The organism is Streptomyces sp. NPDC041940 (assembly GCF_055589465.1).
Genome location: NZ_JBVJBP010000001.1, coordinates 723,768 through 747,229, shown reverse-complemented (window position 1 = coordinate 747,229; position 23,462 = coordinate 723,768). Strand labels below are relative to the sequence as shown.

Genomic DNA, 23,462 nt, shown 5'->3' with positions numbered 1-23,462 from the left:
AAACGAGATCGATCGGGGTCCGGCAGGCTGCGCGCAGTCTGGGGGACAGCGTCGAAGTCTATGCCTCGGCACTGACACTCCGAGGGCTGACCCGCGTACCTTCATGCGAGGGTCGCGGGCACTCCCGCGACCCGCCGCACGTTAGTCAGGGGGCGGACCTGCCGCCCTGAACATCTGCACCAGGAGGCACCCAGCGATGTCGTTCCCGCCGCTCGACGACGAGCACCGCGGCGAGGAGATCCTCGCCGTCTTCGACACCGCCTTCGGCCAGCTGCTGGCCGCCGACCCGGCCGCGTTCCGTGTGAAGTTCCGGAAGATGGCGGCCTCCGCCTTCGCCTTCTACCGGGGCACGGCGTGCCTCTTCTACAAGGACCTCGAGGCGGAGAAGCGGGGCGGGCCGTACCTGGACGAGCGCACCTCGCGCGTGTGGATCCACGGCGACCTGCACGCGGAGAACTTCGGCACGTACATGGACGCCAACGGCCGGCTGATCTTCAACGTCAACGACTTCGACGAGGCCTACGTCGGCCCCTTCACCTGGGACCTGAAGCGCTTCGCCGCGTCCATCGCGCTGATCGGGTACGCGAAGGCGCTCAGCGACGAGCAGATCTCCGAGCTGGTGACGATCTACGCGGTCGCGTACCGCGAGCGGATCCACGCCCTGGCCACGGGTGCGAAGAGCGACGAGGTGCCCCCGTTCACGCTGGACACCGCGCAGGGACCGCTGCTGGACGCGCTGCGTGACGCCCGCTCGCTGACCCGGTTCGGCCTGCTGGAGTCGATGACGGAGATCCGCGACTTCGAGCGCCGCTTCGCGCCGGGCGGCGGCTCCGTCGAGCTGGACGCGGCCACCCGCTACAAGGTCCTCGCCGCCTTCGACGGCTACCTGGAGACGCTGCCGGACAGCTCGCTGGCCCGCCCGGACTCCTACCGCGTGAAGGACGTCGTCGGCCGGCGCGGCATCGGCATCGGCTCGGCAGGGCTGCCGTCGTACAACATCCTCCTGGAGGGCCACAGCGACGCCCTGGAGAACGATGTCGTGATCTACATCAAGCAGGCCCAGACCCCGGCCGTCTCCCGGCACATCACGGACCAGGCGATCCGGGACTACTTCCAGCACGAGGGGCACCGCACGGTCATCTCCCAGCGCGCCCTCCAGGCCCACGCCGACCCGTGGCTGGGCTGGACGGAGCTGGACGGCTCGGGCCAGCTGGTCGCCGAGGTCTCGCCGTACGCGGTGGATCTCGACTGGGGCGACATCGACGACCCGGAGGAGATCGCCCAGGTGGTGGCCGACCTCGGCCGGGCGACGGCCACGATGCACTCGGCGGCGGACGACCAGTCCGGGGAGTCCCTGGTGCCGTTCTCCACGGAGCGGGCCATCGACGCGGCGATCGCGGCCGACGAGGACGGCTTCCCGCCGCTGCTGGTCGACTTCGCGCACGGCTACGGCGCACGCGCGCGTGCCGACCACCAGACCTTCGTGGACCTGTTCCGCAACGGCCGGATCCCGGGCCTGTAGCCGGGGCTTTTGCCATCCGCACCCTCACAGGCATCCTTTAGGGGTCCCTTACAGGCCCCCATGACAGACTCTCCCTTCGCTATGGACATATCCGGGATCCAGCTCAGAGCCGTACGCGCGGCGCTGTTCACGGCCGTGGTCGTGACGCTCAGCACCGCGTCGCACGTGCTGCTGTCCCAGGTCCCCCTCCCGGTGGGCACGGTGGCCGCGGTCGCCGCCGCCGTGTTCGCGATCGCGTACGCCCTGGCGGGCCGCGAGCGCTCCTTCGGGAGGATCGCGGCCCTGCTGATCCCGCTGGAACTGGCCGCCGACACGGTGTTCACCGCAGGTCAGCACGCCTGCTACGGCAAGGCGGGCGGCCCGGTCGCCGGTCCGTTGCGTTCGGTCGGCCTGGATGTGCTGTGCGGGGGCGGCGAGGTGGGCACCCCGCTGGCGCGCATGGCCGGGGCCACCGGCACCGACCGGCTGGCGGCCGCGGTCGCGCACGCCGACCCGGCCACCGCCTGGCTGCTGCTCGGCGCGCACATCGGCGTGGGGCTGGTCGCCGCCGTCTGGCTGCGCCGCGGCGAGCGGGCCCTGGCCCAGCTGCTGCGGGCCGTGGGGGCCACGACCTTCCGGCCACTGCTGCTGGCGGTCGCCGCGGTCGCGGTGGGGCGGGCTCCGGCCGGGCGGTGTCTGCCGTCGCGCGCCGCCGACCGCACGCCCACCGCCCGCGACCGGATCCTCACGTACTCCCTGGGACGGCGTGGACCGCCGTGCTCGCCCGCCCTCGTCTGAGGCATCCCGCACTTTTCGTGCCTTCGAGCTCTTCGAGCACAGGCAGTCCCCCTACGCATTCCGCACACCCACGTGTGCGCGTCCCCTTACGGAGAACATCACCATGAGCAAGCGGAACACCCAGGCGGCGAAGACGGCGGCCCGCGAGCGGCTGCGCGTCGAGCGCGAGCGCGAGGCCAAGCGCGCGAAGGCCAAGCGGCAGGTCGTCGTCGCCTGCTCCATCGTCGGCGTGCTGGCGATAGCCGGCGGCATCGGCTACGCGGTCGTCCAGGCCAACAAGCCCAGCTACTGGAAGGGCCTGGAGGACGCCAAGGTCGCCACGCCGGCCAACACCACGGGCGCCAAGGGCACCACCGTCGTCATCGGCAAGGATTCGGCGAAGAAGACCCTGAAGGTCTTCGAGGACCCGCGCTGCCCCGTGTGCGCCCAGTTCGAGCAGACCGTCGGCCCGACCGTGAAGAAGGACATCGACGACGGCAAGTACAAGATGCAGTTCGTCGGCGCCACCTTCATCGACAACAAGGACAACGGCGAGGGCTCCAAGAACGCCCTGAGCGCCATGGGCGCCGCGCTGAACGTGAGCGACAAGGCGTTCCTCGACTACAAGGCCGCCCTGTACTCGGCGAAGTTCCACCCGGAGGAGACGACCGACAAGTTCAAGGACGACAGCTACCTGATCAAGGTCGCGGACAGCGTCCCCGAGCTGAAGGGCAACAAGAAGTTCCAGGACGCGGTCGAGAAGGGCACCTACGACGCCTGGGCGATGGCCATGTCGAAGACCTTCGACGACAACAAGGAAGGCGTGCAGGGCACGCCTGGCTTCGCCATGGACGGCAAGCAGCTCACCGCCGACAACCAGGGCACGCCGCTGATGACCGTGGCCGACTTCAACAGGGTGGTCGGCGAGGCCCTCAAGAAGTGACGGCGGGTCCGGTACGGGCCACGGCGTGAAGAGCGGGCGAACTTTCCGGAGTTCGCCCGCTCTGGTGCATACTGATCAGTAACCTGATCGACCGTGACCAGTCGATACAGATCATCGAAGACATCCGAGGGCCTCAACTCCCTCAACCCCCGCCGCCGTACGGTCGTCAAGGCCGCGGCGGCGACCGCTGTCCTGGCCGGGCCGCTCGCCGCCTCCCTGCCCGCGCGCGCCGCCGATCAGGCTCCCGCCTTCCTGCACGGCGTCGCCTCCGGTGACCCCCTGCCCGACGGCGTCCTGCTGTGGACCCGCGTGACGCCCGTCCCGGAGGCCATACCCGGCTCCGGTCTCGGCCCGGACACGGAGGTGAGCTGGGTCGTCGCCGAGGACCGGGCGTTCGGCACGATCGTCGCCAAGGGCTCCACCACCGCGAAGGCCTCCTCCGACCACACGGTGAAGGCCGACATCCGGGGCCTCAGGCCGGCCACCGACTACTGGTTCCGCTTCTCCTCCGGCGGCACCGACTCCCCCGCCGCGCGCACCCGCACGGCCCCCGCGCACGACGCCGCCGTCACGAACCTCCGCTTCGGCGTGGTCTCCTGCGCCAACTGGGAAGCCGGGTACTTCTCCTCGTACCGCCATCTCGCGGCCCGCGGCGACCTGGACGCCTGGCTGCACCTCGGCGACTACATCTACGAGTACGGCACCGGCGAGTACGGCACGCGGGGCAAGGTCGTACGCCCGCACGCCCCGGCCCACGAGATCGTCACGCTCGCCGACTACCGCATACGGCACGCGCGGTACAAGACCGACCCGGACCTCCAGGCCCTGCACACCACGGCCCCGGTCGTGGCGATCTGGGACGACCACGAGTTCGCCAACGACGCCTGGACGGGCGGTGCCGAGAACCACACGGAGGGCGCGGAGGGCGCCTGGTCCGCCCGCCAGGCCGCCGCCAAGCAGGCCTACTTCGAGTGGATGCCGGTGCGTCCGGCGATCGCGGGCACCACCTACCGCCGGCTGCGCTTCGGCAAGCTGGTCGACCTCTCGCTGCTGGACCTGCGGTCGTTCCGCTCGCAGCAGGTCAAGGTGGGCAACGGCGAGGTCGACGACCCGGACCGCACGCTCACCGGCCGCGCCCAGCTCGACTGGCTCAAGGCGGGGCTGAAGTCGTCCGACACCACCTGGCGGCTGGTCGGCAACCCGGTGATGATCTCGCCGTTCGCCATAGGCTCGCTCTCCGCCGACCTGCTGAAGCCCCTCGCCAAGCTGCTCGGCCTGCCGCAGGAGGGCCTGGCCCTCAACACCGACCAGTGGGACGGCTACACCGACGACCGCCGCGAGATCCTCGCCCACCTGCGCGCGAACGCGATCCGCAACACGGTGTTCCTCACCGGCGACATCCACATGGCCTGGGCCAACGACGTACCGGTGGACGCCGGCACGTACCCGCTGTCCCCGTCCGCCGCCACGGAGTTCGTCGTCACCTCGGTCACCTCGGACAACCTCGACGACATCGTCAAGGTCCCGGAGGGCACGGTCTCCGCGGTCGCCTCACCCGTCATCCGCGCCGCCAACCGGCACGTCCACTGGGTCGACACCGACCGCCACGGCTACGGCGTCCTGGACATCACGGCCGAGCGCGCCCAGATGGACTACTACGTCCTCTCCGACCGCGCGAACCGCGACGCGACCACCAAGTGGACCCGCTCCTACCGCACCCGCAGCGGCACACAGAAGCTCGAGCGGGTCTACGACCCGGTCTGAAGCGAGTCGAGGAAGCCGAGCGCCACCCGCCAGGTGGACTCTGCGGCCTCCTCGTCGTAGTCCGGCAGGTCGGGGTCGGTGTAGAGGTGGCCGGCCCCGGCGTACCGGTACACCTCGACGTCCGCGCCGGTCCGGCCCATCTGGAGGTACCAGGCGCTGAGCCAGTCGTCCGTCTCGAAGGGATCCGGCTCCGCCACGTGCAGCTGGACCGGCAGGTCGTCCGCCGTGGCGTCCGGCGCGATGTCCGACGTGCCGTGCAGGAGCAGCAGCCCGCGCGCCTTGTCGTCGCCCAGGGCGAGGGTCTGGGCGATCGAGGCGCCGAGCGAGAATCCCGCGTACACCAGCCCGCGCTCGGAGTAGGGCGCGGCGGCCAGCACGGCCCGCTTCAGCAGCTCGTCCTTGCCGATCTTCTCCTGGTGCTCCATGCCCTCCTCGACCGCCTCGAAGGTGCGCCCCTCGAAGAGGTCGGGCGTCCACACCTCGTGTCCGGCCGTGCGCAGCCGGTCAGCGGCCTGGAGCACCGCGGGCCGCAGCCCCTGGGTCGAGTGAAAGAGCATGATGTTCATGAAACCCATGGTGCCAGCCGGGTGTGACAGCACGAGATCGCGGCAGTACCCGCGACCGGACGGAAGTCACATGTTCATGCCCGCCCATGGCCGGTTAGGTTCGGGGGCATGGAAAACCTGCTGCGACCGCTGATCGTGGTCGGTGGCTCGGTCGTGCTCACGCTGGTGATCGGCTGGGCCACCGACTTCCTTCTGCGCAAGGCCGACGAACGACATCACGAGACCCAGCTGTGGGGCCTGCTCCGCCGCGGGCGCATTCCCTACCAGCTGGTGCTCTTCGCCGCCCTCCTGAGAGGGTCGTACGACGAGGCGCAACTGCTGGAGGACCGCCGCGAGGGTCTGGGCCAGGCGCTGACGCTGCTGCTCATCGGGTCGGCGGCCTGGCTGGTGATCCGTATCGCGGGGGCGATCGTCGAGACGTCCTACAGCCGGTACGCCAGCGCCCGGGCCCACCGCGACCCGGCCAGGGTCCGCCGCGTGCGCACCCAGGTGACGCTGATCATGCGGGTGGTGTCCGCGGTCGTCGGCGTGGTGGCCACGGCGAGCATGCTGCTGACGTTCCCGGCGTTCCGGGCGGCGGGCGCCTCGCTGCTGGCCTCGGCCGGCATCCTCGGCATCGTCGCCGGTGTCGCCGCCCAGTCCACGCTGAGCAACATGTTCGCGGGCTTCCAGATCGCCTTCGGCGACATGGTGCGCATCGGGGACACCGTGGTGGTGGACGGCGAGTGGGGCACGGTCGAGGAGATCACGCTGACGTTCCTGACCGTCCACACCTGGGACGAGCGCCGGATCACCATGCCGGTCTCGTACTTCACGTCCAAGCCGTTCGAGAACTGGTCGCGCGGCACCCCGCAGATGACCGGCATCGTCTTCTGGCACGTCGACCACACGGCCCCCGTGGAGGAGATGCGCGAGAAGCTCCGCGACATCCTGCGCGAGTGCCCGGCCTGGGACGGCCGCGCCTACAACCTGTGCGTCACGGACACCACCCCGAGCACCTTGCAGGTGCGGGCCCTGGTGACGGCCAAGGACGCGGACGACATCTGGACGGTACGGGTCACGGTCCGCGAGGAGATGGTCCGCTGGCTGGCCGAGGAGCACCCGTACGCCCTCCCCCGGGTCAACACGGCGGACGCGCTCCTGCCGCCGTCCTGGAACGGCAACGGCCACCGCCCGTCCTCGGACGGTGTCCCGAACCAGCAGCGCCGCTACCACGGCTCGGCGCGGCCGGAGCGCTGACGACGCGAGCTGACCGAAAGGAGGGGGCTGCCCGCGGTACGGGCAGCCCCCTCCTCGTGCGGTCAGTGACCGCGTTCGGCGCCGCCGTTGACCTGGATGATCTGGGAGGTGATGTGCCCGGCACCCGAAGAGGCCAGCCAGTGGAGGGTCTCGACGACGTCACCGGGGGTCCCGGCCCGCCCGTTGGAGGTCTCCTCGACGAGCCGCGCCCGCCGCTCCTCGCTCATCGCGTCCCCGAAGAACTCGGTGTCCTCGACATAGCCGGGCGCGACCACGTTCACGGTGATGCCGCGCGGCCCCAGCTGCCGGGCCAGATCATGGGCGTAGGGATGCAGACCCGCCTTGGCCGCCGCGTAGGCGCCGCTCCCGGATCCCCGGTAGGCGGCGATGGATCCGAGGAACAGCACCCGCCCGCCGGGCTCGGCGAGGCGCGGCTTCAGCGCCTCGGTGAGCAGCACGGCGGTCAGGGTGTTGAGCCGGAAGTTCACGGTCCAGCTGTGCGCGACGGCCTCTAGCGGATCGTCGCTCCCGGGGTCCGGCTCGAGCAGCCCGTTGCCTCCGGCGCTGTGCACGAGCACGTCGACGGCCCCGAACTCCCGCTCCACGAAACCGGCGACACCCCGCACGTCCGCCGGCTCGGTGAGATCCGCCGCATACGTCCGCGCCCCCGGCACCCCGGCCTTCTCCAGCACCTCGGCCCGCCGCCCGAGCAACAGGACCTGGTCCCCGCCCGCGGCGAACGCCCGGGCCGCCGCGAGCCCGATCCCGGTCCCCCCACCACTGATCACCACATTCCGAGCCATACGGTGACCCTACGACCCGTCAGCCGCCGACGGCGAAGACCCCGCCGGGATCCGGTCACCGCATCGAGCGCACATCAAGATGGCGCAACACCCGGTCCACGACCTCCGGATCGGCCCCCGGCTCACTCCGCGCCGCCAGCACCTCGTGCCGCGCGGCGCTCAGCATCTCCTGCTGGATCCGCCGCACCCGCTTCAGCCGCCGCGCGCGCTCCCGGGAGGCCTCCCGCCGCTCGTCCTCCGCGACTTCGGGACTGATCCGGATCCCGATGTCGAAGGCCCGCCGCAGCATCTGCTCGGACAGTTCCTCGGGGAGCTCTTCTTCCTCCTCGATCTCGCGCAGCCTCCGCTTCGCCGCCTTGGACGCCCGGATCGCCAGCTCCTTGGCGAGTTCCTTCTCGTGGTCCGTGTCGGCCTTCACGCCCAGCCGCCGCACCAGCCACGGCAGCGTCAGCCCCTGCACCACCAGCGTCGCCACGATCACCCCGAACGCGATGAAGATGAGCTCGTCCCGGTTGGGGAAGGGCGCCCCCGCGTCCGTCTCCAGCGGAATGGCCAGGACCAACGCCACCGAGGCCACCCCGCGCATCCCCGACCACCACATCACCACGGTCTCGCGCCAGCTCACCGGGATGTCCTCGTCGTAGTCCCGCCGCGCGTGCAGCCGTTTGGTCAGCCAGGTCGCCGGCAGCAGCCACAACAGCCGTACGAACACGACGACGACCACCACGACCGCCGCCCAGCCGAGCAGCTCGCCCCACCGGCCGGACGCGGTGCGAATGGCGTTGTGCAGCTCGAGACCGACCAGCCCGAACGCGACGCCGGTGACGAGCGTGTCGACGATGTTCCAGAACGTGTGCCCGGCCAGCCGTGTCATGACGTCGTCGGCGTCGGACCCGTACTCCGCGAGGAACACCGCCGTGGTGAGCACGGCGAGCACGCCGGAGCCGTGCAGTTCCTCGGCCATGACGTACGAGGCGTACGGCACCAGCAGCGTCAGCCCGATCTGCAGGGTCGCGTCCCCGAGCAGCTCCATCAGCTTGTTCGCGCCCCAGCCCAGCGCGATGCCCACGGCCGCCCCCACCACGGCCGATAGCACCAGATCGAGGCCGGCCTGCCAGGGCGAGAACGTCCCGCTGACGGCGGCGGCGATCGCCACGTGGTAGAGGACGATGGCCGTCACGTCGTTGAACAGCCCCTCGCCCTCCAGGATCGACACCAGCCGGCGCGGCAGCCCCAGCTGCCCGGCGACCGCGGTCGCGGCGACCGGGTCCGGCGGCGCCACCAGCGCGCCGAGCGCGAACGCCGCGGCGAGCGGCAGCCCCGGCACGATCGCGTCGGCCGTGGCGGCCACACAGGCCATGGTGACGAACACCAGCGCCACGGCCAGCAGGAAGATGGGTCTCTTGTTCGCCGCGAACTGCCGCCACGATGTGCGCCGCACGGCGGCGTACAGCAGGGGCGGCAGCAGCAGCGGCAGGATGAGGTCCGGCGGGATCTCGACGTTCGGTACGAACTCGAGCAGCGCGAGGACTATGCCCAGGAGCGTCATCAGCACCGGCGCGGGCATCCCCAGCCGGTCCCCGACCGGGACGCTGATCACGGCCCCGAGCAGCAGCACGAACAACAGGGCCAACTGATCCACGGTCAGCGCTCCGGGAGGTCAGACGGTCACACGACTGAACTCAAGCCTGCCACGCAACTCCACGGACAAACCGTTTCGGCACCCGCGGCGGACGGCTACAGCGAACGCCGCATCCCCTGGTGCGGGATACCCGCCTCCAGATACTCCGGCCCGTACGCCTCGTAGCCGAGCCGCGCGTAGAAGCCCAGCGCGTGCGTCTGGGCGTGCAGGTCCACGGCCGCGAGCCCCCGGGCGCGTGCCGCGTCCTCGATGGCCCGCACCAGGGCGACCCCGACACCGAGGCCGCGCGCCTCGCCGGACACGGCGAGCCGGCCGAGGGAGCCCACGGACGGGCCGGCTCCGGTCTGCGCCGCGGCCGCCTCGCCGTACAGCAGCCGCCCGGTCCCGAGCGGCACGCCGTCCTCCCGGACGGCCAGCACATGCACGGCCTCCGCGTCGTACGCGTCGTACTCGAGGTCCTCCGGCACGCCCTGCTCGCCGACGAAGACCTCCTTGCGCACCGCGAAGCACGCCTCACGGTCGGCGAGGTCCTCCGCGACACGCACCGCATACCGCGAGCTGCTCACGCGTACGTCTCCTCCCGGACCTGCTCCAGGGCCTTCTGCAGGTCCTCCGGGTAGTCGCAGGAGAACTCGGCCCACTGACCGTCCCCGGGGTGCTCGAAGCCGAGGCGCACCGCGTGCAGCCACTGGCGGGTCAGGCCGAGGCGCTTGGCGAGGGTCGGGTCGGCGCCGTAGGTCAGGTCGCCGACGCAGGGGTGCCGGTGGGCCGCCATGTGGACGCGGATCTGGTGGGTGCGGCCGGTCTCCAGCTTCACGTCGAGGAGCGACGCCGCGCGGAAGGCCTCGATGAGGTCGTAGTGCGTGACGGACGCCTTGCCCTCGGCGGTGACCGCCCACTTGTAGTCGTGGTGGGGGTGGCGGCCGATGGGCGCGTCGATGGTGCCGCTGGTCGGGTCGGGGTGGCCCTGGACGAGCGTGTGGTACCGCTTGTCGACCGTGCGCTCCTTGAACTGGCGCTTCAGCGACGTGTAGGCGCGCTCCGACTTGGCGACGACCATCAGCCCGGAGGTGCCGACGTCGAGGCGGTGCACGATGCCCTGGCGCTCCGCGGCCCCGGAGGTGGAGATCCGGTACCCGGCGGCGGCCAGGCCTCCGATGACGGTCGGCCCGGTCCAGCCCGGCGACGGGTGCGCGGCGACGCCCACCGGCTTGACGATCACGACCACGTCATCGTCGTCGTGCACGATCTCCATGCCCTCGACCGGCTCGGCCACCACCTGCACCGGCGCGGGCGCCTGTGGCATCTCGACCTCCAGCCAGGCGCCGCCGTGCACGCGCTCCGACTTTCCGACCACCGACCCGTCGACCGCGACCTTTCCCGCGGCGGCGAGTTCGGCCGCCTTGGTCCGGGAGAAGCCGAACATGCGGGAGATGGCGGCGTCGACGCGCTCGCCCTCCAGTCCGTCGGGCACGGGCAGGGTGCGGATCTCGGGAATCGTGCTCACCCGTCGAGTATGCCGGACGGGTCCGACAGTCCCGTACGGCGCCTGTCAGTCCTTGTGGACGGTGCCGTCCGGGTCGAGCCCCTTGAACGACAGCAGCACGATCAGGATGCCGCCGCACACGATCGCCGAGTCGGCCAGGTTGAAGACGGCGAAGTGCTTGGGCGCGATGAAGTCCACGACGGCGCCCTCGAGGACACCCGGCGCACGGAAGATCCGGTCGGTGAGGTTGCCCAGCGCACCGCCGAGCAGCAGTCCGAGCGCGAGCGCCCAGGGCAGGCTGTAGAGCTTGCGGGCGAGCCGGGCGATCACCACGATCACCGCCGCCGCGATCATGGTGAAGATCACCGTGAAGGCCTCGCCGAAGCCGAAGGCCGCACCCGCGTTGCGGATCGCCTCGAACTTCAGCCAGTCCCCGATGATCTCGATGGGCGGGTGGTGCTCCAGCTTGGCCACCACGATCATCTTGGTGCTCAGGTCGAGGGCGTACGCGAACAGGGCGACGGCGAACAGGACCGCGATACGGCGCTTGCCCCGGGGCTGCGGGGCCGTGGGCTCCGGCTCACCCGAGCCGGGCTCTCCGGTGGCCCGGGTGCCCTCGGAGTCGGCGCGCTCGCCCGACGCCGCGTCCTCGGGCCGTTCCCGCCCGTCCCCGGCGGCATCCGGTGTGTCCGGCGTACCGATGATGCGCTCCGCCTCTGCCACGTGAGTCCCTCAACCTAGGTCCTTGACTGAGGACGAGGGTACGACACACCCCGTGCCCCCCACGTGCTCAGGAGGCATTCGGCCGCCGGTCAGTACCTGCGCTCCTGCTTCTGCTTGCACTCCACGCACAGCGTGGCCCGCGGGAAGGCCTGCATCCGGGCCTTGCCGATGGGGTTGCCGCAGCTCTCGCACAGGCCGTAGGTGCCCGAGTGGAGGCGGTCCAGGGCGCGCTCGGTCTGGGTGAGCATCTCCCGCGCGTTGGCGGCCAGGGCCAGCTCGTGCTCGCGGGTGATGTTCTTGGAGCCGGTGTCCGCCTGGTCGTCGCCCGCGCCGTCCCCGGAGTCGCGCATCAGACCGGCGAGCGAGCGCTCCGACGACGTGATCTCCTCACGCAGCCGGGTCTCCTCGGACGTCAGCTCGGCACGCGCCTCCTCGACCTCCGCCTCCGTCCAGGGGTCCTCCCCGGGGCGTACCGCGAGCTCACCGGGCTCCGCCGCGGCGACCCGTGCCTTCGGAACGGCGGTCTTGGCCGCCGTCGCCGTGCCAGGAGTCTTCTTCGCACCCACCGTGGTCGCTCCCGTCTGCGTCGCGGCCTCGGCCGCGCCCGCCTTCTCGGCCGTGCTGTTCCCGGCCTTGTCCTGTGTGACCGCGCCGGTCCGGGCAGTGCCCTTTCCGGTCGCGCTCTTCGTGGTGGTGCTCTTGCCTCCGGCGCGCGTGCCCTCGGCCCCGACGCTCTTCCCCGCGGCGACGGCCTTGGCGGCCTTCGCCCTCTTGACCGCGGCCTTCTTCTCCGCGACCTCACCGGCGGCGGCCTTCCTGGCCACTGCCTTCTTCCCCGCGCTCTCGCCGACAGCCGTCTTCTTCCCCGCCGCCTCACCGGCAGCCGCCTTCTTACCGACGACCTTCCGCTCCACCGCCCCGCCGACTGCGGCTTTGCTGCCGGATGCCTTCCGCTCCACCGCCCCGCCGGCTGCGGCCGTGCTGTCGGAGGCCTTCCGCTCCGCCATCTCACCGGCTGCGGCCTCCCCGCCGGAGGCCTTCCGCTCCACCGCCCCGCCGGCTGTGGCTTTGCTGCCGGATGCCTTCCGCTCCACCGCCCCGCCGGCTGCGGCCTCCCCGCCGGAGGCCTTCCGCCCCGCCGCCCCGCCGGCTGCGGCCTTCCTGCCCACAGCCTTCTGCCCCGCCGCCCCGCCGGCTGCGGCCTTCCTGCCGGAGGCCTTCCGCTCCACCGCCCCACCGACTGCGGCCTTCCCGCCGGAGGCCTTCCGCTCCACCGCCCCACCGACTGCGGCCTTCCCGCCGGAGGCCTTCTGCCCCGCCGCCTCACCGGCAGCAGCCCTGTCGGCCGCTGCCTTCTTACCCGCGGCTTTCCCGGCAGCGGCTTTCGCTCCCGCAGCCTTCTCGGCCGCGGCCTTCTTGGCTGCCGTCGTCTTGGCTGCCGCCCTCGCAACCTCAGCCTCCTCGGCAGCGGCTTTCGCTCCCGCAGCCTTCTTGGCCGCCGCCTTCTTGGCTGCCGTCGGCTTGGCCGCCGCCTTCTCAGCCTCAGCCCTCTCAGCCTCAGACTCCTGGGCCCCAGACTCCTGGACCACCCCAGGCTTCTCGGCCGCAGTTCTCTCAACCGCGGCCTTCTCGACCTCAGCCTCCTCGGCCCCAGCCCTCTCGGCCCCAGCCCCTTCGGCCCCAGCCTTTTCGCTCGGCCCCTTGGCCGCCGTCGTCCTGGCCGCGACCTTCCTGGCCACGGCCTTTCCCGCCGCCGTCTTCTTGGCCGTCACCTTCTTGACCGCCGCCTTGGTCCTGGTGACAGCCGCCTTCGTACCCCCGGTCGCCTTCTCGGTCGCCCCCTTCGCCGCCCGCCCCGCCGAGCCTCCCCGGGTGGTCTTCTTCCCACCCGGGTCCTTGGGCGCACCGCCGGAGGCCTCCGCGGACCTGCCGGACGCCGGCTGCTGTACGGCGGTCTTCTTCGCCACCATGGCCGCGGCCCCTTCACATATTGTGACCTTGCTCGCGAATCGTGCTGGGACGATAAATCGACTTGAGTCCCGCGGCAACGGGGCACACCGCCCGATTCGCCCGCCTCGCGCATGCCGCGCGGCGAACCTGCATCCGTTGTGCCCAGCTCCCCGCCCGGTAATCCGCCGAGCCGGACGTCCCAGGATCCGAACACCCATACCTCGCCATTCGGGTCATCAAACCCAAACCGCACCTCCCACATCACCCCGTCCCCGACGGCCCCGAAAAGCGGTCGGCCGCTGTCCGCCCGGCGCCGTACACTGGGCGGAGCGAAAAGCGTGGATGGGGACGAGTAGCGGCGTACGCAGCCCAGAGCGACCCGGGGACGGTGGAAGCCCGGGGGCGAGCGCGACGTGAAGATCACCCCGGAGCCGCCGGAGGAAAGCCGCAGCCGAACAGCAGCGGCCGGTAGAACCGGCATCGCGACCCTAATGAGGGGGCTCACCGGCGCACACCCCGCACCGGAGGGCCAAGGAGGGTGGTACCGCGGGAGCGCGCCGAAGACGGCGCAGGCACAGTCACAGCTCTCGTCCCTCCGGACGGAAGGCAGCAAGTCCGCCGGAGGAAGCCCGCTGATGACATCGCCGACGTACCGCCAGGTGCCCGCCCAGGTCGACCTGCCCGCCCTCGAGCACACCGTGCTCGCCTTCTGGGACGAGCAGAAGATCTTCACCAAGAGCCTGGAGCAGTCCGAGGGCCGCCCCGAGTGGGTGTACTACGAGGGCCCGCCCACCGCCAACGGCATGCCCGGCGCCCACCACATCGAGGCCCGCGTCTTCAAGGACGTCTTCCCCCGGTTCCGCACCATGCGCGGCTACCACGTGGCCCGCAAGGCCGGCTGGGACTGCCACGGCCTCCCGGTGGAGCTGGCGGTGGAGAAGGAGCTCGGCTTCTCCGGCAAGCAGGACATCGAGGCGTACGGCATCGCCGAGTTCAACGCGAAGTGCCGTGAGTCGGTGACCCGGCACACCAACGCCTTCGAAGAACTCACGACCCGCATGGGGTTCTGGACCGACCTCAACGACCCCTACCGCACCATGGACCCCGCGTACATCGAGTCGGTCTGGTGGTCGCTCAAGGAGATCTTCAACAAGGGCCTGCTGGTCCAGGACCACCGCGTCGCCCCCTGGTGCCCCCGCTGCGGCACGGGCCTGTCCGACCACGAGCTGGCGCAGGGCTACGAGACGGTCGTCGACCCGTCCGTGTTCGTCCGCTTCCCGCTCACCTCCGGCCCGCTCGCCGGCGAGGCCGCGCTCCTGGTGTGGACGACCACGCCCTGGACCCTGGTCTCCAACACGGCCGTCGCCGCGCACCCCGAGGTCACCTACGTCGTCGCCACCGACGGCGAGGAGAAGCTGGTCGTCGCCGAGCCGCTCCTCGCCAAGGCCCTCGGCGAGGGCTGGGAGACCACCGGCCAGACCTTCACGGGCGCCGAGATGGAGCGCTGGACGTACCAGCGCCCGTTCGAGCTGGTGGAGTTCCCCGAGCCGGCCCACTACGTGGTCAACGCCGACTACGTCACGACCGAGGACGGCACGGGCCTCGTCCACCAGTCCCCCGCCTTCGGTGAGGACGACCTCAAGGTCTGCCGCTCCTACGGCCTGCCCGTCGTGAACCCGGTCCGCCCGGACGGCACCTTCGAGGAGGACCTGCCCCTGGTCGGCGGCGTCTTCTTCAAGAAGGCCGATGAGCAGCTCACCGCCGACCTCGACGAACGCGGCCTGCTCTTCCGGCACGTCCCCTACGAGCACAGCTACCCGCACTGCTGGCGCTGCCACACCGCGCTGCTGTACTACGCGCAGCCCTCCTGGTACATCCGCACCACGGAGATCAAGGACCGTCTCCTCACGGAGAACGAGAACACCAACTGGTTCCCCGACACGGTCAAGCACGGCCGGTACGGCGACTGGCTGGACAACAACATCGACTGGGCGCTGTCCCGCAACCGCTACTGGGGCACGCCGCTGCCGATCTGGCGCTGCGAGGACGACCACCTCACCTGCGTCGGCTCCCTCACCGAGCTGACCGAGCTGACCGGCACCGACCAGTCGGGCCTGGACCCGCACCGCCCCTACATCGACGCGGTCACCTTCGCCTGCCCGCAGGACGGGTGCGGCAGAACGGCCACGCGCGTGCCCGAGGTCATCGACGCCTGGTACGACTCGGGTTCGATGCCGTTCGCGCAGTGGGGCTACCCGTACAAGAACAAGGAGACCTTCGAGGCCCGCTACCCGGCGCAGTTCATCTGCGAGGCCATCGACCAGACCCGCGGCTGGTTCTACACGCTGATGGCGGTCGGCACCCTGGTCTTCGACAAGTCCTCGTACGAGAACGTGGTCTGCCTCGGCCACATCCTCGCCGAGGACGGCCGCAAGATGTCCAAGCACCTGGGCAACACCCTGGAACCCATCCCGCTCATGGACCGGCACGGCGCCGACGCGGTCCGCTGGTTCATGGCGGCCGGCGGCTCCCCCTGGGCGGCCCGCCGCGTCGGCCACGGCACCATCCAGGAGGTCGTCCGCAAGACGCTCCTCACCTACTGGAACACGGTCGCCTTCCAGGCCCTGTACGCCCGTACGTCGGGCTGGGCCCCGTCCGAGGCCGACCCGGCCCCGGCCGACCGCCCGGTCCTGGACCGCTGGCTGCTGTCCGAACTGCACGCGCTCACCGACCAGGTCACCCAGGCGCTCGACGCCTACGACACCCAGCGCGCCGGCAAGCTGCTGTCCGCGTTCGTCGACGACCTGTCGAACTGGTACGTGCGCCGCTCCCGTCGCCGCTTCTGGCAGGGCGACAAGGCGGCGCTGCGCACCCTGCACGAGGTCGTCGAGACGGTCACGCAGCTGATGGCCCCGCTGACCCCGTTCATCACCGAGCGGGTCTGGCAGGACCTGATCGTTCCGGTCACGCCGGGCGCCCCGGAGTCGGTCCATCTGTCCTCCTGGCCGCAGGCGGACCTCACGGCCATCGACCCGGAGCTGTCGAAGCAGATGGTGCTGGTGCGCCGGCTCGTGGAGCTGGGCCGTGCCACGCGCGCGGAGTCGGGTGTCAAGACGCGTCAGCCGCTGTCCCGCGCCCTGATCGCCGCGTCCGGCTTCGACACGCTGGACTCCGGGCTGCGTACGCAGATCACGGAGGAGCTGAACGTCGAGTCGCTCGCGACCCTGAGCGACGTCGGCGGCAGCCTGGTCGACACCACGGCCAAGGCCAACTTCCGCGCGCTGGGCAAGCGGTTCGGCAAGCGCGTCCAGGACGTGGCCAAGGCCGTCGCGAACGCGGACGCGGCCGCCCTGTCGCTGGCCCTGCGCGAGGGCACGGCGTCGGTGGAGGTCGACGGCGAGACCATCACGCTGGCTCCCGACGAGGTGATCATCACGGAGACGCCGCGTGAGGGCTGGTCGGTGGCGTCCGACTCGGGTGCCACGGTCGCCCTCGACCTGGAGATCACGGAGGAGCTCCGGCGTGCGGGCCTGGCCCGTGACGCGATCCGGCTGATCCAGGAGGCCCGCAAGAACAGCGGCCTCGACGTGGCCGACCGCATCGCGCTGCGCTGGACCGCCACGGACGCGGCGACGGTCGCGGCCCTGACCGGCCACGCCGGCCTGATCGCCGACGAGGTCCTGGCGACGGACTTCGTCCAGGGCGAGGCGGACGACACCTACGGCGAGCCCTTCAGCGACGAGGGTCTGTCCCTGACGTTCCGCCTGCGCAAGGCGTAACCCTCAGGCCGAACATCCCGAAGGCCCGGTCCCGCCAAAGATCTTGGCGGGACCGGGCCTTCGGCGTTGCGTCGCACGAACGCGATTGCGTACGGACGAACAGGCACGGCAACACGAACAGGCGTTGGCAAAAGGGCGAGGCCCCGGGATCAACCCGGGGCCTCGCCCTGAACGCTGCCGATGTCTACGCCGTACTACTGGCCATCAGGCCGTCAGTTGTCATCCTCGTCGATCAGGAAGCCCCGCATGGGCGAGGGCGCCTGACCCATCGGCGACGGGCCCTGCGGACGCACCGGCGCCATCGGCTGGGTCATCGCCGGCGACATCTGCTGCTGACCGCCGTAGGACGGACCGGACGGCGACGGGCCGCCGCCCATCGTCTGGTTGCCACCGCCGTAGGACGGGGCGCTCGCGCCGGCCGGAGCCATGGAAGGCGCCGGGGACGGCGGGAGGGACGCGGCAGCCGGAGTCCGCGGCGGAGCCAGCGAGTCGTCGGCCTGGGTCTCCAGCTGACGCAGCTGCGACTCCAGGTACGACTTCAGGCGCGTGCGGTACTCGCGCTCGAAGCCGCGCAGGTCCTCGACCTTGCGCTCCAGCGTGGCGCGAGCGGACTCCAGGGAGCCCATCGCCACGCGGTGCTTCTCCTGCGCGTCCCGCTCCAGGGCGTCGGCCTTGGCGCGGGCGTCACGCTCCAGACCCTCGGCACGCGAACGCGCTTCCCCGACGATCTTGTTGGCTTCGGAACGGGCCTCGGCGATCGCCTGGTCGGCGGTCTGCTGGGCCAGCGAGAGGACACGGGCGGCGCTGTCGCCACCGGGGCCTCCCTGACCGGGGCCGCCCATCGGAGGACCGCCCATGGGGCCGCCCATCGGACCACCCATCTGCTGCTGCATCTGCTGCTGCATCGGGCCCGGACCGCCCGGACCCTGGCCCATCGGGCCGGGACCCTGCGGACCACCCTGACCGCCGGGACCGGCGGGCAGCTGCGGGGCACCGCTCGGCAGCTGGGGCGGACCACCCATGGGGCCACCCATCTGCTGCTGCGGCGGGCCCGATATGCCGGCGGGTACGGGACCACCCGGACCGCGCATGCCCTGCTGCTGCTGTTGCTGCTGATCCTGCTGGGGCTCCGGAGGCTTGCGCATGTTCTGCTGGTTCTGGGCAGCAGCGCGCGTGGCCGCGGCCAGCTTGGCGCGCAGGTCCTCGTTCTCGCGGAGCAGGCGGGTCAGTTCGGCTTCGACCTCGTCGAGGAAGGCATCGACCTCGTCCTCGTCATAGCCTTCTCGGAGGCGGACGGTCGTGAACTGCTTGTTCCGCACGTCCTCGGGGGTCAACGGCATCTCTTCACCTCAACGTAGTCGTCGGCATTCGGCAAGACGGTAGGTCACATCGCTCATCACAGCCGGCTCACGATCGAGATCAGGATGTAGACGATGATCATCAGTACGAAGAAGGACAGGTCTAGCGCCACGCCCCCGAGACGCAGCGGCGGAATGACCCGCCGCAGAAGCTTGAGCGGTGGATCAGTGACAGTGTAGGTGGCCTCCAGAACGACCACCATCGCCTTGCCGGGTTGCCATGAGCGGGCGAACTGGAAGACATAGTCCATGACCAACCGGAAGATGAGCACGATGAGAAAGCACATCAGCGCGATGTAGATGACATCCAGAACCACGCTCATGACCTGCGCTTCCCTCTCCCCTGTGCCGTGCTGGGTACTGCTGTTTCCGGTGGTACGTCTCAGCTCTGGTTGAAGAACCCGCCCTCTGCGATGCGGGCCTTGTCCTCCGCCGTGACATCGACGTTAGCAGGCGACAACAGGAACACCTTCTGCGTCACCCGCTCGATACTGCCGTGAAGACCAAACACCAGACCAGCCGCAAAGTCGACAAGTCGCTTCGCATCTGTGTCATCCATCTCAGTCAGATTCATGATCACCGGAGTGCCTTCACGGAAGTGTTCCCCGATGGTACGGGCCTCGTTGTAGGTCCGTGGGTGGAGTGTGGTGATCCGGTAAGGCTCTCGTTCGGACACGACCTTGGGCATGATCACCGGTGCGTTCTTCTCCAGACTTGCGCGTTCTTGTGTGATGGATGCCACGGGCGCGATGCGCGCCGGGCGTCCGGATTCCGCGGGGAGCGAAGCGGAACGAGGGGCCGGTTCGCGGGGCACGGACGGCTGTACGACTCGTACCTCTTCGTCCCTTTGGGGCTGATGTGAGACGTGCGGCTGATGGGACGGCTCGTGCCGTCGGTGGTCCCGCTCGGGCTCCGGGTCCAGTTCGGGTTCGAAGTCGTCGTCGGGGTCGAATCCTCGGCCGTCGTACCCATCGTCCTCCACGAGGCCGAGGTAGACCGCCATCTTGCGCATCGCGCCGGCCATGCTCTGAGTCCTCCGCTCTGTGGTGGATCTGCTGACGACTGCCAAGTGCCTGCGATCCACGAGGTCCTTGAGTCCGCCTATCGGCGGCAATGACCATATTTTCTGCTGTGGTCCGACTTCGTGGCGACGTTACCCGAGCCTGGGTCGGACTCCGAGTACCGCGCTGCCGACGCGTACATGTGTCGCTCCGGCCGCCACGGCCTGTTCGAGGTCCGCACTCATCCCTGCCGAGACCATGGTGGCAGCCGGATGACTCCGGCGCAGGTCGGTCGACAAAACCATCAACCGCTCGAACGCCGCCTGTTCGCGTCCCGCATATTCGCCGGTGAGCGGCGCGACGGTCATCAGTCCGCCGAGCCGCAACCCCGGCGCCCCGGCCACCAGGCCGGCCAACTCCTCGATCCCGCCGGGGGCCACGCCGCCCCGCTCACCCCTCGCGCTCTCCCCGGCGTCGAGCGCGACCTGGAGGAGACACCCCAGTTCGCGTCCGGTCCGGACGGCTTCCTTCGACAGAGCTGTGACGAGCTTGGAACGATCGACGGACTGCACGAAGTCCGCGTAACCGGCCACCGATCGCACCTTGTTGGTCTGGAGTTGACCGACAAAATGCCACGTAAGGGGCAGATCCGCGCAGGCGGCGGCCTTGGGGGCCGCGTCCTGGTCGCGGTTCTCGGCGACATGCCGCACCCCGAGTTCCGCCAGCACGCGCACATCGCTCGCGGGATAGGTCTTGGTGACCACGATCAGGGTCACTTCCTCGCGTCCCCGGCCGGCGGCCGCGCACGCGTCGGAGATGCGCTGCTCAACATTCGCCAGATTCGCGGCGAGTTCGTCCTTACGGTCCGTCATGTCCCATCAGTCCAGCCACACATAGCCCGCGAGCCGACCGGTGGTGCGGTCGCCGCGGTAGGAGAAGTGATCGTCCGACTCCAGCGTGCACACCGGAGACCGCGCCCGGTCGCGCACCCCGAGCCGTTCGAGCTGGGCGTGCACTCCGGCACTCACGTCGACCGCCGGAGTGCCCCAACTGGTTTCGGCGTACGCCGCCGGCTCGACGGCGGAGACCTCGGCGCGCATCGCCTCGGGTACCTCGTAACACCGGCCGCAGACGGTGGGCCCGGTGCGGGCGACGATCCGGGAGGGCTCGGCGCCCAGTTCGGTCATCGCGCGTAGCGCGGCCGGGACGACCCCGGCGATCATGCCCGGCCGGCCCGCGTGAGCCGCTGCGACGATCCCGGCGACCGGGTCGGCGAGCAGGACCGGCACGCAGTCCGCGGTGAGCACGGCGAGGGGGAGCCCCCGCTTCACCGTGACGATCGCGTCGACCGACGGAATCTCGGACGCGGATCCCCACGGCCGGTCCACCACCGCCACGTCGGCCCCGTGCACCTGGTTCATCCAGACCACCCGGCCCGGCTCGACACCCAGGGACTTGGCGGCCAGGTCCCGGTTGGTGCGTACGGCGTCGGGGTCGTCTCCGACCGCTCCGCCGAGATTGAGCTCCTCATACGGAGCGGCGCTCACTCCGCCCCACCGGTCGGTGAAGCCGAAGTGCGCGCCGCCCACGCTCTCGCGCTGTCCTATCACGTCAGGAGAATCACTTGAGGAAGTCCGGTACGTCCAGTTCCTCGGCCGCGCTGTCCGAGTAGGTCCGCGGCGCCGGCGGGACCGGCGGGGCGACCGGGATGTCGTTGACCGGCTCCGGAGCGGGCTCCGGGTCCTCCTTCGGGGTCACGCTGCCGAGCGAGCCGAAGGACGGGCGGCTCTCGGTCTGCCGCGCCGGGGCCGGCTCCTCGCGCTTGGCCGAGGACGAGCCGAGAACGTTGTCCCGCTTGGACGGCGGCTGGCCGCCGTCGAAGCCGGCCGCGATCACGGTGACCCGGACCTCGTCGCCGAGGGCGTCGTCGATCACCGCGCCGAAGATGATGTTGGCCTCGGGGTGAGCGGCCTCGCTCACCAGCTGGGCGGCCTCGTTGATCTCGAACAGACCGAGGTCGCTGCCGCCGGAGATCGAGAGCAGCACACCGCGGGCGCCGTCGATGGACGCCTCCAGCAGCGGCGAGGAGATCGCCATCTCGGCGGCGGCCACCGCGCGGTCGTCGCCGCGCGCCGAGCCGATGCCCATCAGCGCCGAGCCCGCCTCGGACATGACCGACTTGACGTCGGCGAAGTCGAGGTTGATGAGGCCCGGGGTGGTGATGAGGTCGGTGATGCCCTGGACACCGGAGAGCAGGACCTGGTCGGCCGACTTGAAGGCGTCCAGCACCGAGACCTGGCGGTCCGAGATGGACAGCAGCCGGTCGTTCGGGATGACGATGAGGGTGTCGACCTCTTCGCGGAGTTCGGCGATGCCGTCCTCGGCCTGGTTCGCGCGGCGCCGTCCCTCGAAGGTGAACGGGCGCGTGACCACACCGATGGTGAGAGCGCCGAGCGAGCGGGCGATGTTGGCCACGACGGGCGCGCCGCCGGTGCCGGTGCCGCCGCCTTCACCGGCTGTCACGAAGACCATGTCGGCCCCCTTGAGGACCTCCTCGATCTCCTCGCGGTGGTCCTCGGCGGCCTTGCGGCCCACGGCCGGGTTGGCTCCGGCGCCGAGTCCGCGGGTGAGTTCACGGCCGACGTCCAGCTTGACGTCGGCGTCGCTCATCAACAGAGCTTGCGCGTCGGTGTTGATGGCGATGAACTCGACGCCCTTGAGACCGACCTCGATCATCCGGTTGATGGCATTGACACCACCGCCGCCGACACCGATGACTTTGATGACTGCGAGGTAGTTCTGCGGTGCTGCCACGTCGAAGGCCTCTCGCCTCGAGTTACGTGTCGCCGAATCACCGTGACGCGCCTGCGCCCCGCGACCCGACGACTGATGCCGAATGGGACGGTCCGTATCGCCGACCCGAACCCTAACCCTGAAGTTTAGGGTTACCAGTGTGTCTGTTCCTTGGAGTCTTCTGAACAGGACACTAAGTCGACAAGTGGCGCACGTTCAACGAACACGCCGAACCTCCCGTTTTTCTTTTCACCCTATGTGATCAGCCGTAGCACTGCCCAACCAGGGTGCTGGCCTGCGCGGATGTGCGTCAACTTGCTGATGACGCGGGCGCGGTGGGGACACTCACGTCGAAGTAGCGCGCGCCGGGCGAGGCTTTCATCAGGGCGCTGAGCGTACGGGCCTTGAGCGCACCCTTCTCGCTGCTGCCCCAGACGACCGTGCGGCCGTCCCTCAACTCCAGCGAGATGTCGTCGTAGGAACGGACCTTGACGGTCTGTGTGCCGCGGGCGACGGCGGCCGGAACGGCGCGGGCGACGACGACCGCCTCGCGCACCAGGCGGGACTCGCCGAAGCGACGCAGGCTCGCGGCGGCGGAGCTGGACCGGGACAGGGTCAATTCCAGTGCGGGCACGCCTTTCGGCGCCTCGGAGACCGTGGCGAAACGGACACCTTCATCGTCCACTTCGACGAACTTTCCGCCCTTTTGGACAATCAGAACCGGAGTCCGCTCGACCACTTTCAGCCCGATTCCATCGGGCCAGGATCGGGCCACGTCAACCGAGTCAATTCGGGGCAATTTCCGGCGCAGTCGTGTCTCGATCGCTTCGGTGTCGACGGAAATCAGCGGCTTCCCGAGGGGAACGTCGGCGGCGGCCCGGACCTGAGCCGGTGTCAGGACCCTGGTGCCCGACACGGAGACGCGCTCGGCACGCAGCCAGTCGGAGCCGTAGAACAGCCATACCGTCGGGAAGCCGAGGAAGACCAGGGCGAGGCCCAGGATGACAATCACACGAAGCCGGGCCCGCCTCGACCGCGGGCGGGGCGGCGGGCCGGACGACCTCTGCTGGCGTTCACCGCGCTCGGCGGTGGTCGATCCGGCCACGCTCCCCTGCCTTCCGTCATACGTCCCAGGGC

20 protein-coding genes are annotated in these 23,462 nt (G+C 70.4%); 6 read left to right on the top strand and 14 right to left on the bottom strand.

The window, feature by feature from the left end; all coding sequences use genetic code 11:
• Positions 1–196: 196 nt before the first annotated feature.
• The 4 genes from ACZ6I3_RS03215 (at position 197) to ACZ6I3_RS03200 (ending at position 4,985) form a co-directional block, all read left to right on the top strand.
• Complete coding sequence (locus ACZ6I3_RS03215; RefSeq protein ID WP_469411175.1) at positions 197–1,522, top strand: DUF2252 domain-containing protein; 1,326 nt, start codon at positions 197–199, stop codon at positions 1,520–1,522.
• Positions 1,523–1,603: 81 nt separating this feature from the next.
• Entirely contained in the window at positions 1,604–2,299 is a 696-nt protein-coding gene (locus tag ACZ6I3_RS03210) for a hypothetical protein (protein WP_469411682.1), read from the top strand.
• A gap of 103 nt (positions 2,300–2,402) precedes the next feature.
• The gene (locus ACZ6I3_RS03205) at positions 2,403–3,221 is read left to right on the top strand and encodes a thioredoxin domain-containing protein (RefSeq protein WP_469411173.1); all 819 of its coding nucleotides are present in this window, start codon (positions 2,403–2,405) and stop codon (positions 3,219–3,221) included.
• Positions 3,222–3,314: 93 nt separating this feature from the next.
• Complete coding sequence (locus ACZ6I3_RS03200) at positions 3,315–4,985, top strand: alkaline phosphatase D family protein (RefSeq protein ID WP_469411171.1); 1,671 nt, start codon at positions 3,315–3,317, stop codon at positions 4,983–4,985.
• Here ACZ6I3_RS03200 and ACZ6I3_RS03195 read toward each other — a convergent pair.
• On the bottom strand, positions 4,970–5,551 hold the full coding sequence (locus ACZ6I3_RS03195) for a dienelactone hydrolase family protein (RefSeq protein ID WP_469411169.1): 582 nt from the start codon (positions 5,549–5,551) through the stop codon (positions 4,970–4,972). The genes ACZ6I3_RS03200 and ACZ6I3_RS03195 overlap by 16 nt on opposite strands.
• Before the next feature lie 108 nt (positions 5,552–5,659).
• Here ACZ6I3_RS03195 and ACZ6I3_RS03190 point away from each other — a divergent pair, with 108 nt between their 5' ends.
• The gene (locus tag ACZ6I3_RS03190) at positions 5,660–6,790 is read left to right on the top strand and encodes a mechanosensitive ion channel family protein (RefSeq protein WP_469411167.1); all 1,131 of its coding nucleotides are present in this window, start codon (positions 5,660–5,662) and stop codon (positions 6,788–6,790) included.
• A 62-nt stretch (positions 6,791–6,852) separates the two neighbouring features.
• Here the strand turns inward: ACZ6I3_RS03190 and ACZ6I3_RS03185 are convergent, their stop codons facing one another.
• The 6 genes from ACZ6I3_RS03185 to ACZ6I3_RS03160 form a co-directional block, all read right to left on the bottom strand.
• Positions 6,853–7,593 (bottom strand): SDR family NAD(P)-dependent oxidoreductase, encoded by a 741-nt coding sequence (locus ACZ6I3_RS03185; RefSeq protein ID WP_469411164.1) that lies wholly within the window; start codon positions 7,591–7,593, stop codon positions 6,853–6,855.
• Between the two features lie 55 nt (positions 7,594–7,648).
• Complete coding sequence (locus tag ACZ6I3_RS03180) at positions 7,649–9,235, bottom strand: Na+/H+ antiporter (RefSeq protein ID WP_469411163.1); 1,587 nt, start codon at positions 9,233–9,235, stop codon at positions 7,649–7,651.
• A gap of 95 nt (positions 9,236–9,330) precedes the next feature.
• Entirely contained in the window at positions 9,331–9,801 is a 471-nt protein-coding gene (locus ACZ6I3_RS03175; protein WP_469411161.1) for a GNAT family N-acetyltransferase, read from the bottom strand.
• Complete coding sequence (locus tag ACZ6I3_RS03170) at positions 9,798–10,742, bottom strand: RluA family pseudouridine synthase (RefSeq protein ID WP_469411159.1); 945 nt, start codon at positions 10,740–10,742, stop codon at positions 9,798–9,800. Before ACZ6I3_RS03170 ends, ACZ6I3_RS03175 begins: the two co-directional genes overlap by 4 nt.
• Before the next feature lie 45 nt (positions 10,743–10,787).
• A complete protein-coding gene (lspA, locus tag ACZ6I3_RS03165) occupies positions 10,788–11,444 on the bottom strand; it encodes a signal peptidase II (RefSeq protein ID WP_469411158.1) in 657 nt (218 codons plus the stop codon).
• A gap of 89 nt (positions 11,445–11,533) precedes the next feature.
• The gene (locus tag ACZ6I3_RS03160) at positions 11,534–13,414 is read right to left on the bottom strand and encodes a TraR/DksA family transcriptional regulator (protein ID WP_469411157.1); all 1,881 of its coding nucleotides are present in this window, start codon (positions 13,412–13,414) and stop codon (positions 11,534–11,536) included.
• 615 nt (positions 13,415–14,029) lie between these two features.
• On the opposite strand from ACZ6I3_RS03160, the gene ileS reads away from it, so the two are divergent.
• The gene (gene ileS, locus ACZ6I3_RS03155) at positions 14,030–17,173 is read left to right on the top strand and encodes an isoleucine--tRNA ligase (RefSeq protein WP_469411155.1); all 3,144 of its coding nucleotides are present in this window, start codon (positions 14,030–14,032) and stop codon (positions 17,171–17,173) included.
• Between the two features lie 212 nt (positions 17,174–17,385).
• Here ileS and ACZ6I3_RS03150 read toward each other — a convergent pair whose 3' ends face one another.
• The 7 genes from ACZ6I3_RS03150 to ACZ6I3_RS03120 all read right to left on the bottom strand — a co-directional run bounded on the left by ACZ6I3_RS03150 (position 17,386) and on the right by ACZ6I3_RS03120 (position 23,430).
• Positions 17,386–18,513: a DivIVA domain-containing protein gene (locus tag ACZ6I3_RS03150; RefSeq protein ID WP_215122039.1), complete on the bottom strand. Its 1,128-nt coding sequence runs from the start codon at positions 18,511–18,513 to the stop codon at positions 17,386–17,388.
• A 56-nt stretch (positions 18,514–18,569) separates the two neighbouring features.
• Positions 18,570–18,854: a YggT family protein gene (locus ACZ6I3_RS03145; protein WP_115908676.1), complete on the bottom strand. Its 285-nt coding sequence runs from the start codon at positions 18,852–18,854 to the stop codon at positions 18,570–18,572.
• Positions 18,855–18,913: 59 nt separating this feature from the next.
• Positions 18,914–19,555, bottom strand: coding sequence for a cell division protein SepF (locus ACZ6I3_RS03140; protein ID WP_184596554.1), 642 nt, complete (start codon positions 19,553–19,555; stop codon positions 18,914–18,916).
• Positions 19,556–19,684: 129 nt separating this feature from the next.
• Positions 19,685–20,404, bottom strand: coding sequence for a YggS family pyridoxal phosphate-dependent enzyme (locus tag ACZ6I3_RS03135; protein ID WP_469411151.1), 720 nt, complete (start codon positions 20,402–20,404; stop codon positions 19,685–19,687).
• A gap of 6 nt (positions 20,405–20,410) precedes the next feature.
• Entirely contained in the window at positions 20,411–21,142 is a 732-nt protein-coding gene (gene pgeF, locus ACZ6I3_RS03130; protein WP_469411149.1) for a peptidoglycan editing factor PgeF, read from the bottom strand.
• Positions 21,143–21,152: 10 nt separating this feature from the next.
• Positions 21,153–22,346: a cell division protein FtsZ gene (gene ftsZ, locus ACZ6I3_RS03125; RefSeq protein ID WP_189729071.1), complete on the bottom strand. Its 1,194-nt coding sequence runs from the start codon at positions 22,344–22,346 to the stop codon at positions 21,153–21,155.
• Between the two features lie 289 nt (positions 22,347–22,635).
• Positions 22,636–23,430, bottom strand: a complete 795-nt coding sequence (locus tag ACZ6I3_RS03120) for a cell division protein FtsQ/DivIB (protein ID WP_469411147.1) — start codon at positions 23,428–23,430, stop codon at positions 22,636–22,638.
• Positions 23,431–23,462 lie beyond the last annotated feature (32 nt).

Bases quoted from the DNA above. Each gene is read 5' to 3' on its own strand.
- ACZ6I3_RS03185 (WP_469411164.1), bottom strand. From the start codon at position 7,593: ATGGCTCGGAATGTGGTGATCAGTGGTGGGGGGACCGGGATCGGGCTC.
- ACZ6I3_RS03190 (WP_469411167.1), top strand. From the start codon at position 5,660: ATGGAAAACCTGCTGCGACCGCTGATCGTGGTCGGTGGCTCGGTCGTG.
- ACZ6I3_RS03205 (WP_469411173.1), top strand. From the start codon at position 2,403: ATGAGCAAGCGGAACACCCAGGCGGCGAAGACGGCGGCCCGCGAGCGG.
- ACZ6I3_RS03150 (WP_215122039.1), bottom strand. From the start codon at position 18,513: ATGCCGTTGACCCCCGAGGACGTGCGGAACAAGCAGTTCACGACCGTC.
- ACZ6I3_RS03210 (WP_469411682.1), top strand. From the start codon at position 1,604: ATGGACATATCCGGGATCCAGCTCAGAGCCGTACGCGCGGCGCTGTTC.
- ileS (WP_469411155.1), top strand. From the start codon at position 14,030: ATGACATCGCCGACGTACCGCCAGGTGCCCGCCCAGGTCGACCTGCCC.
- ACZ6I3_RS03135 (WP_469411151.1), bottom strand. From the start codon at position 20,404: ATGACGGACCGTAAGGACGAACTCGCCGCGAATCTGGCGAATGTTGAG.
- ACZ6I3_RS03215 (WP_469411175.1), top strand. From the start codon at position 197: ATGTCGTTCCCGCCGCTCGACGACGAGCACCGCGGCGAGGAGATCCTC.
- ACZ6I3_RS03195 (WP_469411169.1), bottom strand. From the start codon at position 5,551: ATGAACATCATGCTCTTTCACTCGACCCAGGGGCTGCGGCCCGCGGTG.
- ACZ6I3_RS03145 (WP_115908676.1), bottom strand. From the start codon at position 18,854: ATGAGCGTGGTTCTGGATGTCATCTACATCGCGCTGATGTGCTTTCTC.
- ACZ6I3_RS03140 (WP_184596554.1), bottom strand. From the start codon at position 19,555: ATGGCCGGCGCGATGCGCAAGATGGCGGTCTACCTCGGCCTCGTGGAG.
- ACZ6I3_RS03160 (WP_469411157.1), bottom strand. From the start codon at position 13,414: ATGGTGGCGAAGAAGACCGCCGTACAGCAGCCGGCGTCCGGCAGGTCC.